This window comes from Halalkalibacter oceani (assembly GCF_023715605.1).
Lineage (GTDB): Bacteria > Bacillota > Bacilli > Bacillales > Bacillaceae_D > Halalkalibacter > Halalkalibacter oceani.
The window spans coordinates 298,739-314,481 of the sequence record NZ_JAMBOL010000003.1; the positions used below are offsets into that span (position 1 = coordinate 298,739).

At 48.2% G+C, this 15,743-nt stretch carries 15 protein-coding genes; 3 read left to right on the top strand and 12 right to left on the bottom strand.

All coding sequences use genetic code 11. The features are described 5' to 3' along the window. Positions 1-109 precede the first annotated feature (109 nt). Positions 110-1,051, bottom strand: coding sequence for an acetamidase/formamidase family protein (locus tag M3202_RS06500; protein WP_251222522.1), 942 nt, complete (start codon positions 1,049-1,051; stop codon positions 110-112). Positions 1,052-1,281: 230 nt separating this feature from the next. Between M3202_RS06500 and M3202_RS06505 the strand changes: the two genes are divergently transcribed. After that, positions 1,282-2,370 carry an NAD(P)-dependent alcohol dehydrogenase gene (locus M3202_RS06505; protein WP_251222523.1) on the top strand — a complete coding sequence of 363 codons (1,089 nt, stop codon included), beginning with the start codon at positions 1,282-1,284 and terminating at the stop codon, positions 2,368-2,370. Between the two features lie 32 nt (positions 2,371-2,402). Here M3202_RS06505 and M3202_RS06510 read toward each other — a convergent pair whose 3' ends face one another. From M3202_RS06510 to M3202_RS06540, 7 genes are all read right to left on the bottom strand, one after another. Continuing rightward, on the bottom strand, positions 2,403-2,813 hold the full coding sequence (locus M3202_RS06510; protein ID WP_251222524.1) for a gamma-glutamylcyclotransferase family protein: 411 nt from the start codon (positions 2,811-2,813) through the stop codon (positions 2,403-2,405). 97 nt (positions 2,814-2,910) lie between these two features. Then, on the bottom strand, positions 2,911-3,783 hold the full coding sequence (locus tag M3202_RS06515; protein WP_251222525.1) for an SMP-30/gluconolactonase/LRE family protein: 873 nt from the start codon (positions 3,781-3,783) through the stop codon (positions 2,911-2,913). 26 nt (positions 3,784-3,809) lie between these two features. Continuing rightward, a complete protein-coding gene (locus M3202_RS06520) occupies positions 3,810-4,859 on the bottom strand; it encodes a zinc-dependent alcohol dehydrogenase (protein ID WP_251222526.1) in 1,050 nt (349 codons plus the stop codon). After that, complete coding sequence (locus tag M3202_RS06525) at positions 4,856-5,851, bottom strand: Gfo/Idh/MocA family protein (protein ID WP_251222527.1); 996 nt, start codon at positions 5,849-5,851, stop codon at positions 4,856-4,858. The genes M3202_RS06520 and M3202_RS06525 overlap by 4 nt, the downstream gene beginning before the upstream one ends. 16 nt (positions 5,852-5,867) lie before the next feature. After that, positions 5,868-6,899, bottom strand: coding sequence for an ABC transporter permease (locus tag M3202_RS06530; protein ID WP_251222528.1), 1,032 nt, complete (start codon positions 6,897-6,899; stop codon positions 5,868-5,870). Between the two features lie 5 nt (positions 6,900-6,904). Beyond that, positions 6,905-8,434, bottom strand: a complete 1,530-nt coding sequence (locus M3202_RS06535; protein WP_251222529.1) for a sugar ABC transporter ATP-binding protein — start codon at positions 8,432-8,434, stop codon at positions 6,905-6,907. A gap of 69 nt (positions 8,435-8,503) precedes the next feature. Further along, positions 8,504-9,508, bottom strand: a complete 1,005-nt coding sequence (locus tag M3202_RS06540; protein ID WP_251222530.1) for a substrate-binding domain-containing protein — start codon at positions 9,506-9,508, stop codon at positions 8,504-8,506. Positions 9,509-9,742: 234 nt separating this feature from the next. Between M3202_RS06540 and M3202_RS06545 the strand changes: the two genes are divergently transcribed. Continuing rightward, positions 9,743-10,624 (top strand): AraC family transcriptional regulator, encoded by an 882-nt coding sequence (locus tag M3202_RS06545; RefSeq protein WP_251222531.1) that lies wholly within the window; start codon positions 9,743-9,745, stop codon positions 10,622-10,624. A gap of 72 nt (positions 10,625-10,696) precedes the next feature. Here the strand turns inward: M3202_RS06545 and ybaK are convergent, their stop codons facing one another. From ybaK to minD, 3 genes are all read right to left on the bottom strand, one after another. Further along, complete coding sequence (gene ybaK / locus M3202_RS06550) at positions 10,697-11,167, bottom strand: Cys-tRNA(Pro) deacylase (protein WP_251222532.1); 471 nt, start codon at positions 11,165-11,167, stop codon at positions 10,697-10,699. A gap of 7 nt (positions 11,168-11,174) precedes the next feature. Then, complete coding sequence (locus tag M3202_RS06555) at positions 11,175-12,404, bottom strand: multidrug effflux MFS transporter (protein ID WP_251222533.1); 1,230 nt, start codon at positions 12,402-12,404, stop codon at positions 11,175-11,177. A 204-nt stretch (positions 12,405-12,608) separates the two neighbouring features. Next, positions 12,609-13,451, bottom strand: a complete 843-nt coding sequence (minD, locus tag M3202_RS06560; RefSeq protein ID WP_251222534.1) for a septum site-determining protein MinD — start codon at positions 13,449-13,451, stop codon at positions 12,609-12,611. Positions 13,452-13,846: 395 nt separating this feature from the next. Between minD and M3202_RS06565 the strand changes: the two genes are divergently transcribed. Then, positions 13,847-14,950 carry a response regulator gene (locus M3202_RS06565; RefSeq protein WP_251222535.1) on the top strand — a complete coding sequence of 368 codons (1,104 nt, stop codon included), beginning with the start codon at positions 13,847-13,849 and terminating at the stop codon, positions 14,948-14,950. A 55-nt stretch (positions 14,951-15,005) separates the two neighbouring features. Here M3202_RS06565 and M3202_RS06570 read toward each other — a convergent pair whose 3' ends face one another. Beyond that, positions 15,006-15,743, bottom strand: a complete 738-nt coding sequence (locus M3202_RS06570; RefSeq protein ID WP_251222536.1) for an aspartate/glutamate racemase family protein — start codon at positions 15,741-15,743, stop codon at positions 15,006-15,008.

Consider the following 15,743-nt stretch of genomic DNA (forward strand, 5'->3'; position numbering starts at 1 on the left):
CGATGGAATGAAGCAGTACTCAAGAAAGTGAAGTAGCCGCGCTATTTGTTAAAACGTCCTCCTTCACCACCAAAAAAGCCGCCTCCACGCTGAGGCAGCTTTTTTTATCTCAAGAAGGTTCGGTAAAAATGGCTAATGGTAATAGTGCACTGACGACATATTGACCTGCATCGACAATTTCCGAGATTTTCAGGTCGACGCAAAGGCTTGATAAAAGGTAGGCGTCCACTTTCGGAAGCTTGTACGTTTCTGCCAGATAATCGACCATTGAACGAATCGCGTCCTGAGCGGCTGTCATTAGATCAGGGCCGACACCTGTTGTGCCATAAAAGCCTTTGTCATTCACTTTAGGGGTGAGCGGGCCGTTCGTCTGAAATTGCGGGGAAGGAATCGACTTCCCTTTTAGCACGGTGAATTTCAGGCTTGAATACATCGGGCATTCCAGCGCCGATACACAAACCTCCCCATCCCCCTGCGCCGCATGCCCGTCTCCGCAGCTGAACAGCGCGCCTTTTTCCTGAATCGGCAAATACAACGTGGTCCCGATCGTCAGCTGTCTTGTATCCATATTGCCGCCAAACGTTCCGGGCGGCATAACCGGACTTCCGTCTGCGTCTTTTGGACAGACGCCCATCGTCCCGAGAAACGGTTCAATCGGCACTTTAATATCTTCTCTGAAATGAATGTACGCGCCATCCGCTAAATCAAATGTGCGTAAATAAGCATCGGGAAAATCGTCCGGTAGAAGTCCAAGTCCCGGTAAAACAGCTGTCCAGCCCCAGCCCTTCGGCTTTAAATCAAGAATCTCAATCGCCAGCGTATCACCAGGCTCTGCTTCATTGATGTAGACAGGGCCGGCAAGCGGGTATACACGATTCCAGTCAAGACTGGCAATCGCCTCAGTCGTCGATTCAAGCGAAAATTGATTATCGGTTACTTCCCGTGTTTCAAATATGACCGTGTCCCCGCTGTCAATCGTTAAAACAGGCTGATGCTGCTTGTCCCAAGTAAAATGAACAACATCGTTTGGAAAGAAGTGCGTTTTAGCCATATGAAACCTCCTTTGCTTGATTACATTCACTATAGCAAATTGAGCGAATATTTCAAAGAAAAACCACTCTTTCCTTTCTGCGTATGCGCCCCTCCTTCCCACGCATACTACTGCTAAGGAGCCAAGCAATTTTCTAGTCAATGCAAACAAAATTTGCTATATTTTGTGATGAGACTAGGCCAAAAACACTGGCTATTTTTGCTCAATTTCAACTTAGGGAGTGCGAAAAAATGAAAATCAAAGCTGCTGTAACTCATGAGCAAGGACAGGATTTTAAAATTGAAGAGGTGGAGCTGCACGAACCTCGCCTTGATGAAGTACTAATCAAAATTGTGGCCTCTGGTGTTTGCCACACTGATGCGGTCGCTCGCGATATAGGGCTTTCACCGTTTCCAGCCGTGTTCGGGCACGAAGGAGCCGGGATCGTCGAGAAGGTCGGTGAAGGCGTCCAGAATATAGCACCAGGGGATCATGTTGTTCTTTCCTATGCGTATTGCGGAAGCTGTGAAAACTGCTTGAGCGGTCATTCCTCCACATGTGAGAATTTTAACGATTTGAATTTTGGCGGTGAAATGAGTGACGGTACTCACCGTCTTCATCAGCATGACCAGCCTGTGTCGACTTTCTTCGGACAATCTTCCTTCGGTACTTACGCCGTGGCGAACCAGCGGAATGTCGTCAAGGTTGACAAAGACGTTGATCTTGCTCTGCTTGGACCATTAGGATGCGGGATTCAAACGGGTAGCGGAACGGTCCTGAATAAGCTTAAGCCCGCTTTTGGTTCTTCCATCGCCATTTATGGGGCTGGAGCGGTCGGCTTAAGTGCTGTAATGGCCGCTAAAATCGCCGGCTGCAAGCACATCATTGCCGTCGATATTCACGATAACCGCCTTGAACTGGCTAAGGAACTCGGTGCCACCCATGTCTTAAATGGCCAAAAAAGCGATGTCGTAAAAGAAATTAAAGCCATTACCGGAAGTGGAACTCACTACGCGATCGAGACGACGGGTGTTCCTCCTGTGGTAAAACAATCTGTTCACGCGCTTCGTCCGCTAGGAGCGGTGGCGATTGTCGGCGTGACGCCAGCGATCGAATTTGACGTTCACAACGATATTATGGCGGAAGGAAAAACGATTATGGGCGTCATCGAAGGAGACGCGGTGCCACAATTGTTTATCCCTGAATTGGTTGAGTATTATAAAAAAGGATTATTTCCTTTCGACAAGCTCGTCCAGTTTTATGAATTTGATCAAATTAACCAGGCATTTGAGGATTCAAAAACAGGAAAAACAATCAAGCCGATTTTAAAAATCAGCTAATCGATGCGGGGCATCAAGGCGGGACGACCTCCTTATGCCCCCTCTTCCTTACCGCTATCCTGCCCGGAAAAAGTGAACCAATCGCCACTGCTTATTTCAGCATCGAGATTCTGTAATGGTTTTCCCGCTATATAGACGTAGGCCTGATGCTGGCGTTTACCAAATACCGTTTGGCGAATCCGCTCGTATAAATTATTGTCGCCATTTACGACATAATCCTCAAGCTCATCAATTTTTGCTAATATCTTCGCATCCACGACATACAGCTCACCGACTACGCGTTTCTTCGGATGCCGCTTCAGTGCTGGGTAGCCATCGCCCGTATCATGGAGCTCACCGGCTGTCCAGCAGCTCCGCTCGACACAGACGGCCCGCTCCAAATAATGATCATTTTCCCCTCCAGAGCGTAATGTTCCATAAACAAAAAGTAAATCAGTTACCATTGTTCTGTTCCCACCTCATTCGTTTCTGCTGCGAGGAAAATAGTAAAATGGACAAAAGGACAGACAGCTCGCAAACTGCCTCTCCTCTTTATTCGTCCTATCCTTTAAATGAATAAGACGGCGTTCCTTTCACTCCCGGTTTAATGTGGAAGACCCCACCTGAATGCGGGAAGCGCTGTAATTCTTCTTCACTAAGCCCTCTTCTCGCCGTCGTAATAAACAATTCGTCAAGCTGTTCACCGCCAAAGCAGCAGGATGTCACTTGCTTCGCCGGGACAGCAACTTCACCAATTCTCTCCCCTGTTCGCGGGTTCCAGCGTGACACCTTATAGCCGCCCCATTGCGCCACCCAAAGCATGTCATCCTGATCGATTGTCATCCCGTCCGGAATCCCCTCACCTTCCGGAATCGTGACAACAACGCGCTTGTTCGTGATTTCTCCTGTTGCCAGCTCGTAATCAAAAGCGACGACCTGCTTCGTCGGAGAATCAATATAATACATCGTTTTACGATCGCTTGACCAGGCCAGCCCGTTTGAAATCGTAATATCGCTCAGCTTTTGCTCGACTGTCCGGTCCGGATGAAGAACATAGAGAGAGCCGCTCGGCTTCTGCTCATCAATGTCCATCGTCCCCGCCCAAAAACGGCCCGCCGGATCACATTTTCCATCATTGAAGCGGTTGTCAGCCAATTCAGGTTCCGGATTGCTGATCAGCTCAGCTTCACCGGTCGCTTCATCAAGCGTATAAAAACCGGTTTGAGTGGCGACGAGCAGGCCGCCCTGTTCCCGGACGACGACCGCTCCGACAAGATCCCCAACCTCAGTCACTTCAGTTGTCTCCGTCTCCGGCTGAAAGCAATGAACAGTTTTCCCCAGTATATCGACCCAGTAAAAACGCTGAGATTTGCCGTCCCAGCATGGGCCCTCTCCAAGCAGTGATTTGGCATCAATTCGTAGCGTCGCTTTCATTTTTTTCTTCCTCCTTTAGTTCTTTTTCAGCAAACGTGGATGACAATTTTAATAATCTCCGGATCCTTGCGCTCCATTAAGGAAAAAGCCTGTTCTAATTCATGCAGCGAAAAGCGGTGCGTCACGAGACCCGCAGTGTCCAGCTTCTTCGTTTCAAGTAATTCGACGACACTCTGCCAAACTCCTGGGCTTCCTAAGGAACCGCAAATGTCGAGATCACTTGTGACAATCGTATCGAGATCAATCTTCGCCCGTTTCCCTCCGCATAAGCCGAGCAGGACGATGCGGCTGCCGGCCGCGGCGATTTGCGTCATGCTTTCGACTGCTGCCGGACTCCCGCTCGCTTCGATAATCCGACTGAACATTTCACCATTGGTAAGGGCGGCTGCCCGTTCAATGAGATCATCGCGGGAGAGATCAATGATTTCATCAGAACCAAGCTCAAGCCCTTGCCGGAGTCGCGTCTCTCTCATATCAATCAGGACGACCTGTTTCGCACCATAGGCTTTTGCTGCTTGAACAGCCAACAGTCCGACCGGTCCTGCTCCGATGATCGCTACGCTGTCCTCAGGCGTAACCTCCAGTCGTTTGATACCGCGCAAGGAAACCGCCGCCGGTTCAAGCAGGCAGGCTTGCTCATAGGAAATTGACGGATCGAACACGTGGAGCGCATGTGCCGGGTAAACCATATATTCTGCGCAGGCACCATCTTTTCCGAGCACCCCATTCTCGACCCGGTTCGGACAGAGATTATAGCTGCCAGCAAGGCATGTGCGGCACGTTCCACAGGAAATCGTCGTTTCCCCGACAACGCGGTCGCCAACCTTGACCCGTGTAACGTCGCGGCCGATGTCAACCACTTCACCCGACCACTCATGACCTGGAATAATCGGGTATGTCGCCTGGCCGTTAAGAAAATAGATCATTTCGCCCTGGTAAATCTCTAAATCCGTCGCGCAGACGCCGACACAATGCACTTTGACGATGACCTCATTCTCTTTGCAGACCGGCCGCTCAACTTCCTGATAGCGTAGTGATCGCGCCCCGGTCAGCTGCATTGCCTTCATCGTTTTCATCTGCTGCCGTCACGCTCCTTTTGAGTAACCTGATAAGAAACAAATGACGTTCCTTGATGCTGCTCGGCAAGCTCAACCAGCTCCTGCACCGCTTTCGCGTCTGCCAGAGTAGAAAGCGGCGGCTTCCCGGCAGCAATACATTCCTCTATAACATACTTCGCCTCAAAATAGAATAAATCCTCGTAGCGCGGGTACGCTTTATTCAATGTTCCAAGCGACCGCTCATAGACGACATCCTGCCAATTATGGACCGCTCCACCGTTTGAGCCGAGAATTTTCACCATATACGTCCATGGATTCGTCGTTTTGTCATCGCAGGCAAAGCTGGAAAAGAGCACAACCTGCGCCCCGTTTTCCATTCCAAGAATGATAATCGACTGATCCTCCTGATCCAGCTCGTCATAATGCAATTTCGTCGTATGACAGCCAATCGTTTTCGGCAGACCGAGAAGATAGAGCGTCGTATAAAGATGATGGGTCATGATCTGGCGGTTGACCCCTGGATAATGGGACGCCAGCTCCTCGCTGTGAAAGAGATTAAACGTCATCCAGACGCTGCAAATTTGGCCGAACACTCCTTCTTCAATATGTCGGCGGAAACGAATGATTTCCGGATGATAAATATAATTATGAGCGGGAAAGCACACCTTGCCGGCTTTCTTTGCCGCTTGCTCCAATTTTTCGATCTCGGCAACATTCATCGCAACTGGCTTTTCGACAAGAACATGCTTTCCGGACTCAAGCGCCCTTGTCGCATGTTCGACATGGAGCTCGACCGGCGAAAGCACATAAATCAGCTCGATCTCCTTTTGCTCTAGCAATTCAGTCAAAGTTGGATAAGAGACCGCTCCCCATTCCTGCGCGCGCTTTACCGCCAATTGCCCGTTCGGTTCGTAAAATCCGACTACCTCAGCTGCTTCAATTTGCTGCAACGCCTGGTAATGCACTTCAGAGATCGCTCCTGCTCCGATAAAACCAATTTTCATTGTCATCCAAGCCTCCATTTTTTTAACGTTTGATCGAACTCATCACATTCGCCGCAACGGCGATGAGCAGCACGAGTCCGATCGCCAGATTTTGTCCGTCCGAGCCGATTCCAAGCAAATTCAGCCCATTGACGAGTACACCCATCAGAAACACGCCGACCAATGTCCGCCACATACTGCCGGACCCGCCAAACAGCGCGGTGCCCCCAAGAATGACAGCGGCAATCGGCGGCAGCATCAGTCCAACACCTGCGGTGACTTGCGCGCTGCCGACACGGCCGAGCATCATGATCCCGGCGAGAGCCGCGCAGCCGCCGCTGATCATCAGCACAATGATCTTATGCTTCGCCACATGAATGCCGGACATTTTCGCCGCTTCCTTATTGCCGCCAATCGCGTATAAATTTCGCCCAAATACGGTTTTGCTTAAAATGATGTGGCTAATCATAAAGACGAACGCGAAGACGAGGATGATCACCGGAATGCCGAACAACGTGCCTGAGCCGAACCATTGCAGGCTGTCGGGAATGCCGTATAACGGCTGTGCCCCCGATAAGAATAAATAAGCCCCTTCGGCGATATACATCATCGCCAATGTCGCCATAAAAGACGGAACCATCAGCTTCGCGTTGAAAAAACCGGCAATCGCGCCAATCCCCGCGCCGGCGAGAATCGTCACAATAAAGGCGAGCCAGACCGGAAGCTGAAAGCCGATGTCATACCCTCCCGTTGCCAGCGCCCCGGCCAACAGGCCACATAACGTCATAATGTGGGCAATACTTAAATCGATCTCGGCCGAAATAATGACGAAGGTGACGCCCACCGCCATAACACCGATGATTGAAACCTGACGCAATATATTAATGATGTTGCCGTATGTTAAAAAGTGAGGCGATAAAATCGAAAAGACGATAATCGCCAAAATCAAGCCGACGATCGGCCCGACGACGGCGTAGTTGACATTCCTCAGCTTAGCTTTCCATTGGGCTTTTCCACTTTCTTCATCGAGCACGGACCCTGTTTGCGGCTCGAGCGGACTGTTTTGTTGCGTCATCGGAATCACTCCTCTTGATTTTCAAAAATACTGCTCATAATTTTCTCTTTCGTTACCTCGCCTTCCCTAAGCTCCTTGACAATTCGTCCTTCGTGCATCACAAGACAGCGATTGGACAGACCGATCAACTCCGGAAATTCTGAAGAAATAAACAAAATCGCCGCTCCTTGGTCGGCCATCGCCTTCATGATCCGGTAAATTTCCGACTTGGCATTGACGTCTACGCCCCTCGTCGGCTCATCAAAGATCAGCACGCGTCCCTTTGCCGCTAGCCACTTTGCCAGCACGACCTTTTGCTGATTGCCACCGCTCAAATGAAGAATGAGCGCATCCTCAGACGGGGTTTTCACATTGAGCATCTCAATATATGTCCGCGCCTTTAGACGCTCAAGCTTGTCACTGATCAGCCCTCTTCTGACCGTATCCTTCACCGTCGTCAGGTTAATGTTTTCCTTGACGCCGAGCGTGCCAACAAAGCCTTCCTTTTTGCGATCCTCTGTGATCAGTCCGATGCCGTGCCTGATCGCCTGGGCCGGACTTTTAACTTCAATTTCCTTCCCGCCGAGCAGCAGCCGGCCGCCATCCTTTGGGTCGGCGCCAAAAATCGCCCGTGCCAGCTCCGTCCTGCCTGCGCCCTTCAAACCGGCCAGGCCGACAATTTCACCACTTCTAATTTGCAAAGAAATATTCGCGAAGCGACCGGCCGAGCTGAAATGTTCGACCTCAAGCAGCACCTCGCCAAACGAGTCCGCCTTTGGCGGATAAAGCTCGGTCAGCTCATCCTGATCCGTCCCCGTCATCAAGGAAATGAAAACCTTTTCCAATTCGTCCTTCTTTCCATTTACGCTCATCGTGTCAATCAGCTCACCGTCACGCAACACAGTCAGCCGGTCAGAAATCGCAAAGATCTCTTCGAATTTATGCGTGATAAAAATGATCGCCTTCTCCTGCTGTTTCAGCTTGCGAATCGTCGCAAACAGCCGCTGAACCTCACTTTCACTGAGCGCCGAGGTCGGCTCATCAAGTAAAATCATCTCGGCATTCTGGCTCAGCACTTTCGCAATTTCAATCATTTGCTGGTCGGCAATACTCAACTGACCAACAAGCTGGTGCGGAGACACCGTCATTTCAAGCTCCGCTAAAATCTGTCTGCTGTCACGAATCAGCTTCTTTCGATTAACGAAGCCCGCTTTATTACGCGGCAGACGTCCGAGATAAATATTTTCCGCCACACTCAGCTCCGGAACGAGGCTCAGCTCCTGATGAACCATACCGATTCCAAGCTTTCTCGCCTCTTCGGTATTACCCGGCTTCACCAGCTCGCCATGAAGATAAAGCTCTCCATCATAATCGGTATGAATGCCGTCGATAATTTTGATTAAGGTGCTTTTCCCGGCTCCGTTCGCCCCGAGCAGCGTATGGACTTCGCCTTTGCGGAATGTGATCGAAATATCGCGCAAAACCGGAATGCCGCCGAACTGCTTGCCTATGTTTTTCGCAGTCAAAATCGGGATTTCAGCGGAAGTCATCATCATCCTTCCCTCCTTGCGTTTCTATCTTTTGAAAAAGCGGCGAGCGACATTTGCTTCACTCGCCGCTATCCGTTACCACGCTTTCGTTTCAAGCATTTCTTCCGCATTTTCTTGATAAATAAGCTCTGTCGGCACCCACACATTCTCCTCGACTTCTTCCCCGTTTAAATGAGCAAGCGCCGCCTTCATCCCGTCACCAAGCATGCTCGGCAGCTGCAGCGACGTTCCGTAAATTTCGCCCGTGATAATCTTTTCCACCGTCGAAACCTGACCATCCATCCCGAACAGAACAAGGTCTTCCGCCCGACCGGCCGCATTTGCCGCCTGGAGTGCGCCTTCGATCATCATGTCGTTATGAGAAATGAAGCCATGGAGCTCGGAATTCGCCGTTAAAATATCCTCCGCGACCCCGAGTGCCACCGTTGAGGAAAATTCGCCGGTGAGGCTTGTGACGATTTCAACCCGTTCATCCGCTTCCAGCACATTATGAATCCCTCTTCCCCGTTCGATTGCCGCTGATGAGCCCGGCGTTCCTTCCAGCTCAGCAACCTTCCACGTTTCGGCGTCCGGATGCTTTTCTTCGAGCCCTTCAAGAAACTTCTTCGCCGCACTTTCCCCCATTTCAACATGGTTCGTGCCGATATGGGCGACAATATCGACGCTGTCTCCCTCAACCGAGCGGTCGACTGTAAAAACAGGAATGCCCTGCTCATTTGCATGGCGGATCGCCGGAATCACGCCTTCTGTCGTGATCGGAATAATAACGAGCGCATCGACTCCTCTGGTCACCATGTCTTCAATATCCTGATTTTGTTTCGATTGATTATCCTCAGCGTTGAAAAATAACGCTTCTACTCCTAACTCTTCAGCTGTCGCTTCCCATGACTTTTGCGCAGCAACAAAAAAGGTAAATTCTAATGAAGGAACAGATGTACCAATGACAATGTTATCGCTTTCATTATTAGCCTCGCCATTATCCGTGCCGCCTACTGCCTCTGAGCCTGTATCCTGTGAGCACGCCGCCAGTACACAGCAAAAAATGATCATCATCCCAAGACATAATTGCCATTTTCTCATTTTTCTTCCTCCTTTTGTCTCTCGTACTCTCTTTGACCCCTTGTCAATCTGACTCTTCTTGCTTTGTCTCTTTCTTCCATTTGAAGAAAGTTATTGTATTATATACTGGCAATCGCTTGGATAGTCGTACAATATCATGCACATATTGGTCATCTTCTCAGCTTTCTTACTAATTTTCTGTGAAAATCCTCATAGAATAAGAGCAGGACAACATGCAGGAAAAGGAGGATCAACATGGTTCAGCTTTCTTTCGATGCTACCCGGTCTGCCGGAGACGAATTTTCGTTTGAAAAAACACCCGGTCTATGCTACGTCGGCCTGTTAGAGAATCAGCCAAACTGGTATTTTCCGAGCCATAAACATAATGACCTAAGTGAAGTGATCTATATTGCCGGGGGAGAAGGAATATTTAAGATTAACAATCAGACCTATAAAGGGGAAAAAGGAGACATTCTCATTTATAACAAAGGCGTGATCCATGAGGAATTTTCCAAGCCGGACGCTCCGGTCAAGCTCTACTTTCTCGGAATTGGCAACGTGGCGATTTCCGGTTTGGCAGAAGGAGATATCATCCCCGCAACGGTTGAGCCTGTTTTGAAAAGAAACGAATGCTCACCTTATATCGAGGCATGTATGAAGAAAATATTTCAGGAAAATCAGGACAAGCAGCCCGGCTTTGCCGCCGTCTGCCAGCAGTTGACACTCATCATTTTGACGATCATTCAGCGGATCACAGCCGTGCAAAAAGAGCCGGTACACACCGGTCGCGCGCCATCGTTAAGCTTGCGGATGAAAACGTATATTGAAGAAAATTATATGGAAAATATTACGCTGCAACAGATCGCCGATCATTTTTTTATCAGTCCGAGCTATGTCTGTCATATTTTCAAAAAAGATATCGGCTATTCCCCGATGCATTATTTGCTTCGCTGCCGGATCGGTGAAGCAAAGCGGCTGCTTCTCACGACCGATTTACGCATTTACGAGATTGCCAGACTCGTCGGCTATGATAACCCGAACTACTTTACGATGATGTTCAAGGAGATGACAAGGGAAACGCCAACACAGTTCAGACGTAACAATACAACGATAAAAGGACTTGCCGCGGAAGGTTGATCTTTCACCTTTCCACGGACAAGTCCTAAGCAATATCGAACAGTTGCGGGCAAAGCTTGGCTATCTGCAAGTTCACTTCGTCAGCTCGATAAAAGCCGCCCCGGTCAGCTGCTGTAAATCGTTCGTTTGCAGCTCAAGCTGGAGACCGATCCTTCCGGCACTGACAATCAAGGACGGCAGCCTCTGTGCGCTGCTGTCAATAAAAGTCGGGAAACGCTTTTTCATCGCAATCGGCGAACAGCCGCCACGGACATAGCCGGTAACGCCAAGTAAATCCTTGACCGCAAGCATTTCCACCTTTTTTTCCTGACAGGCTTTTGCCGCCTTTTTCAAATCGAGCTCCTGCGCCACCGGAATTAGAAAAACATAATAAGCGTTTTTCGCTCCCTGTGCGACGAGCGTTTTGTAAACTGTCTCTGCGTCCTTGCCGATTTTGGCCGCAACGGAGACGCCGTCGATTTTTCCGTCATTCGTTTCATAGCTGATCATTTGATAATCAACCCGCTCTTTATCCAACAGTCTCATCGCATTTGTTTTTTTCATCGATTCCTCACATAACCTTTTTTGTTTGAAGTGTTTTTGCCGCGATCGTCTTTCGCAAGCCAAATTGATACACGAACAAGGCCGCCGCACTGCACAGCAAAATAATCAATCCCATCGGCAATGCCGTAGCCCCGGCAATTCCAACTAACGGAGCCATCGCCCCGCCAATGCTGAATTGCACAAGCCCGAGTAAAGCTGAAGCACTTCCGGCATGACTCCCTTGGCTCTTCATCGCCAGAGAGACTCCGCTCGGGTTAATGAAGCCGATGCTGGAAACCGTGAGAAATAGCGCGACTAAAAGCGCGAGTAAGCCGGCCTCCATAAACACGACAACCGAGAGGATCACCCCTCCGCTAACTAGAAGCAATAGACCGATGAATAGAAATCGAATCTCCGGAACCCGGTCGGCGAAGCGGCCCGTTACTTGTGAAGCAATAATCAATCCGAGTGCATTCACCCCGAAAATGATGCTGTACATTTGCGGTGACACCCGAAAAAGGTCCTGCAGTACAAATGGTGATCCTGAAATGTAGGCAAACATCCCGCCAGACGCAAGTCCGACAATCAGAGCATAGCTCATAAACAAGCGGTCCTTCAGCAATCGTTTAAATACCGCCAGCGTTTCGCCGATCCCGCCAGTTGAACGGCTCTCTTCACCTAACGTTTCAGGTAAACGCCATGTAATAAGAAGAAGCATCACAGCCCCCAGAACACTAAGAGCGACGAATATTCCGCGCCACGAAACATATTGCAGCAAAAAACCGCCTAAAACCGGCGCAAAAATCGGCGCGACTCCCATAATGAGGACAAGCAGCGAAAATATCTTCGTCATCTCTGAACCAGAATAGCGATCACGGACACACGCCCGGGAAATGACCATTCCCGCCGCCCCGGCAGCACCTTGCACAAAGCGCAGCAGCACGAGCAGCCAGATTGACGGCGCAAACGCACATAAAAGTGAAGCGACAGCGTACACAGTTAAAGCGATGATCAATGGTTTGCGGCGCCCATGAATATCGCTTAGCGGTCCGACAACCATCTGGCCAACCGCCAGCCCAAGCAAACATGCCGTTAAGCTAAGTTGAATCGTTGAGGCCGGCGTTTGGAGATGTTCAGCCATTGCCGGAAAGGCAGGCAAATACATATCGATCGTTAATGGACCAAATGCTGATAACGCCCCTAACATCACAATAAACATTCCCCTGCTCATTCGGCTTGCAGCAGCTTCTTTTTCCATTCTTTACAATCCCCTCTCTTATGACCCTTTGATTGTAAACAGGTTTCCAATGAGAGGTCAAGAGAAGAGATCGGAAAGCGCAAGACGGTGGATTACGGTATCGCAAAAAATAGAGTCCGCCTTCAGTTCTTTCTTCCGTTTTCTTTTAAACGTGCAACAAAAAAACTCCGGCGTATTATTTGCCGGAGAAATCGCTACCGTCTTCTAACGAGCCATGCCTCTAACAAAATGGTCGTTTTTGCTACGCTTGTGCTTCATCAGCTTTAAAGGAAGCGGAATTAAATGTGCCTGCTTCTTCATGCTTTTAGTTGGTTCGTACGCTTTCGTTTCCTGCTTTATTATATTTCTGCCTATTTGGCGAAATCTCATTCCTGCTTCCAACTCCGGTTGCAGCGTAATCACTTTACCCCGTTGAACTGAAGTAATAATCGCTTCATCTTCCAAAATCGTGCCAAGTAACGGAATCGCCAACGTTTGCACGACATCATCAATACTCAGCCTTCCATCTTTTTCATTGTACCAATTGATCACTAAGGAAGAAGAGAATCGAATGGTTTCTTCAAGAATACCGATTACTCTGTCAGCATCACGCAAAGCGATTAAGTCCGGAGTCGTGACGACAATCGCTTCATCTGAAGATTGAATGACCGTGTCGAACCCTTTTTCAATGCCGGAAGGTGAATCAATCAACACGTAATCAAATTGTCCGCTTTCTCGAATCTCGGAGATTACTTGGTGAAGTAAGACAGGATCATGCTCAACAAACGAGCCTTTTTTATTCCCAGGAAGCAAATAAAAATTTGGTATATATTTATCCTTTACTAACACGCTTTTCAATGAAAGAGAGGTGTGATTGAAGTAATCAAACAAATCAAAAATAATGCGATTGGTCAATCCGAGAGGAATGTCCAAATTACATAAACCGAAATCTGCATCTACGACACATACCTTTTTCCCCATTAGTGCCAGGGACGCCCCAACATTCGCCGTCACTGTCGTTTTGCCGACTCCCCCTTTACCTGAGGTGATTGCAATTACTTTTGTCATAGACAATTCCCCCTTCGTTCGTCCTGAGCGAATCAATCAGCCGTTGCTTGATTTGCTGCTTTTTTTGATATATTTTCCGTTTTCTTTTATAATAAAACGCCATTCTTGCTGTTAATGTAATTAAAATCAGACAGATGAAAAATGCCAATTTTCGCCCTTCCCTTCCCGAAAAATGCCCCATTCGTTCAATTCGTGTCGATTAGGCTCATCATACTACAGCCTCACTTAAAAAAAACTGAAATATGTTGTTTTCTGTCAAAGCATAGACTTTTTCTAGGTATAATAGAGTATTATGTCGCAGAATGAGTAGGAATTTGGAATGGATTGATTTTGTTTTTGAGATTAATTTGATACGATATCTACTAATAGAAGGAGAAGGAGAGGAGGCAAACGTATTGCTTAATGTCATCATTATCGACGATGAAATACACGCGATAAAACTAGTAGAACATTATTTAAATGAAATTCCTCAAGTATATGTATCGGCGCGCTTCCAGGACCCAATGCAAGTCTTTACGATCAACGACTTGTCGAAAATTGATGTCATTTTTCTGGATATTGAAATGCCAGAGGTGAATGGATTTGAATTTGCCAAGAAAATCAGTGAACGAAATGAGAAAATAAAGATTGTCTTTGTCACCGCTTTCACTCAATATGCTGTCGGTGCCTTTGAACTGGATACCGTCGTCGATTATTTAGTCAAGCCGATTACCAAGGAACGGCTTTTGAAAACGATGAATCGGTTGATCAAACATGACGAAACACACAGCCCGGAGCTCTACATTTCCTGCTGCGGATCTTTTGAAGTCTATTATAAAGGAGAGCCGCTTGCCTGGAAAACGTATAAAGTGAAGGAGCTTTTCGCTTACTTGCTTCACCAGCATGCCCCTGTGGATAGGCTGAAAATTTTTGATGATCTTTGGCCCGAGTTGCCTGACGAGAAAGCAAAGGTGAATTTTCACACTTGTATTTCTTTGCTTCGCAAAGCTTTTCGCGAAATTGGATACGACCATGTTATTAAAAGAACCGGAAGTCAGTATCAGTTTACCCTGACTGCCTATCAATCTGACATTCAGACTATTGAACAAGCTCTAGTGGAGCTACAGCAGGAACCTGCTGGAAATTCGGAAAAAAACTATAAGACGATTTTTTCCATATACAAAGGCGCTTATTTGGAACAAGAGGACTATCATTGGAGCTTTCATAAACGGGAAGAACTGCAGCAGAGCGTCCATACCTGTCTCTTAACAAGAGCGTCCCAATTCATGAAATCTGGACGCCTTGATCAAGCTGCTGTCTACTTTCAGAAAATGATTGAAGTCAACCCGACGATGGAAGAAACATACTACCAATTAATGACTGTCTACAGGCAATTGGATAAAAAGATAGAAGCGTTGAAGCTCTATTCACGCCTTGAAGCGACATTGGAGGAATTTGGCCTGGAACCTTCTTTAAACTCAAAGAAAATATACAGAGAGATTAAGAACAAAAATGTTTAGACTTACCTGAAAAGGGAAAACATTCCCTTTTCGTGGTAAGCCTCTGAGTCAAAGGTTACGCTTTGCTTCCAAATGGGGCGAGCATACCGATAAACTGTTTTGTTTCAGGTGCTTTATACGTTTTTAATTTGCTCGTCGTTTTCCCCAGATCGACGATCGCTTCGGCAAACTTCACTGCGGCGACCACACCGTCAATAACCGGCACCTGCAATTCCTCTTCTAACTCATTGGCAAATTCAGCCATCCCCGCACATCCGAGTAGAATCGCCTCGGCATTCTCCTCTTCAACAGCTTTGCGTCCCTCCTGTCGCAGGAGTTCCATTCCTCTCTCTGGATCACGTTCGAAATCAAGGACGCACATCGGTGTCGTCCGGATATTGAGCACACGCTTGCTCATGCCATAGCCGTCAACAAGCTCTTCAAGCATCGTCTTAATTCTTGGCAGCACAGTTACAATTGAAAAACGGGCGGCGAGCATTGATGCCATATACAAGGAAGCTTCCGCAATGCCGATTACGGGTGCTTCCGTCACTTCTCGCGCTGCCTGCAGGCCCGGGTCTCCGTAGCAGGCAATCACATAAGCATCGACTCCTTCCTCCTCTCCTTTTTTCACCTCTTCAAGCACACCGGGAATACTTAAATATTCATCATAAAAGGATTCAATTGAGGCTGGGCCGATTTCCGGGCTGACGGCGATAATCTGCGTATCCGGACGCCTGACACTTTCAGCAGCGTCGGCGATGCCCTTTGTCATTTCCCACGTCGTATTCGGATTGATGACTTTTATTTTCAC

Excerpts from the sequence above, each read along its gene's own strand:
- M3202_RS06520 (WP_251222526.1), bottom strand. The coding sequence starts at position 4,859 with ATGAAAACGATGAAGGCAATGCAGCTGACCGGGGCGCGATCACTACGC.
- minD (WP_251222534.1), bottom strand. The coding sequence starts at position 13,451 with ATGACAAAAGTAATTGCAATCACCTCAGGTAAAGGGGGAGTCGGCAAA.
- M3202_RS06505 (WP_251222523.1), top strand. The coding sequence starts at position 1,282 with ATGAAAATCAAAGCTGCTGTAACTCATGAGCAAGGACAGGATTTTAAA.
- M3202_RS06515 (WP_251222525.1), bottom strand. The coding sequence starts at position 3,783 with ATGAAAGCGACGCTACGAATTGATGCCAAATCACTGCTTGGAGAGGGC.
- ybaK (WP_251222532.1), bottom strand. The coding sequence starts at position 11,167 with ATGAAAAAAACAAATGCGATGAGACTGTTGGATAAAGAGCGGGTTGAT.
- M3202_RS06530 (WP_251222528.1), bottom strand. The coding sequence starts at position 6,899 with ATGACGCAACAAAACAGTCCGCTCGAGCCGCAAACAGGGTCCGTGCTC.
- M3202_RS06500 (WP_251222522.1), bottom strand. The coding sequence starts at position 1,051 with ATGGCTAAAACGCACTTCTTTCCAAACGATGTTGTTCATTTTACTTGG.
- M3202_RS06510 (WP_251222524.1), bottom strand. The coding sequence starts at position 2,813 with ATGGTAACTGATTTACTTTTTGTTTATGGAACATTACGCTCTGGAGGG.
- M3202_RS06545 (WP_251222531.1), top strand. The coding sequence starts at position 9,743 with ATGGTTCAGCTTTCTTTCGATGCTACCCGGTCTGCCGGAGACGAATTT.
- M3202_RS06525 (WP_251222527.1), bottom strand. The coding sequence starts at position 5,851 with ATGACAATGAAAATTGGTTTTATCGGAGCAGGAGCGATCTCTGAAGTG.
- M3202_RS06535 (WP_251222529.1), bottom strand. The coding sequence starts at position 8,434 with ATGATGATGACTTCCGCTGAAATCCCGATTTTGACTGCGAAAAACATA.
- M3202_RS06555 (WP_251222533.1), bottom strand. The coding sequence starts at position 12,404 with ATGGAAAAAGAAGCTGCTGCAAGCCGAATGAGCAGGGGAATGTTTATT.
- M3202_RS06540 (WP_251222530.1), bottom strand. The coding sequence starts at position 9,508 with ATGAGAAAATGGCAATTATGTCTTGGGATGATGATCATTTTTTGCTGT.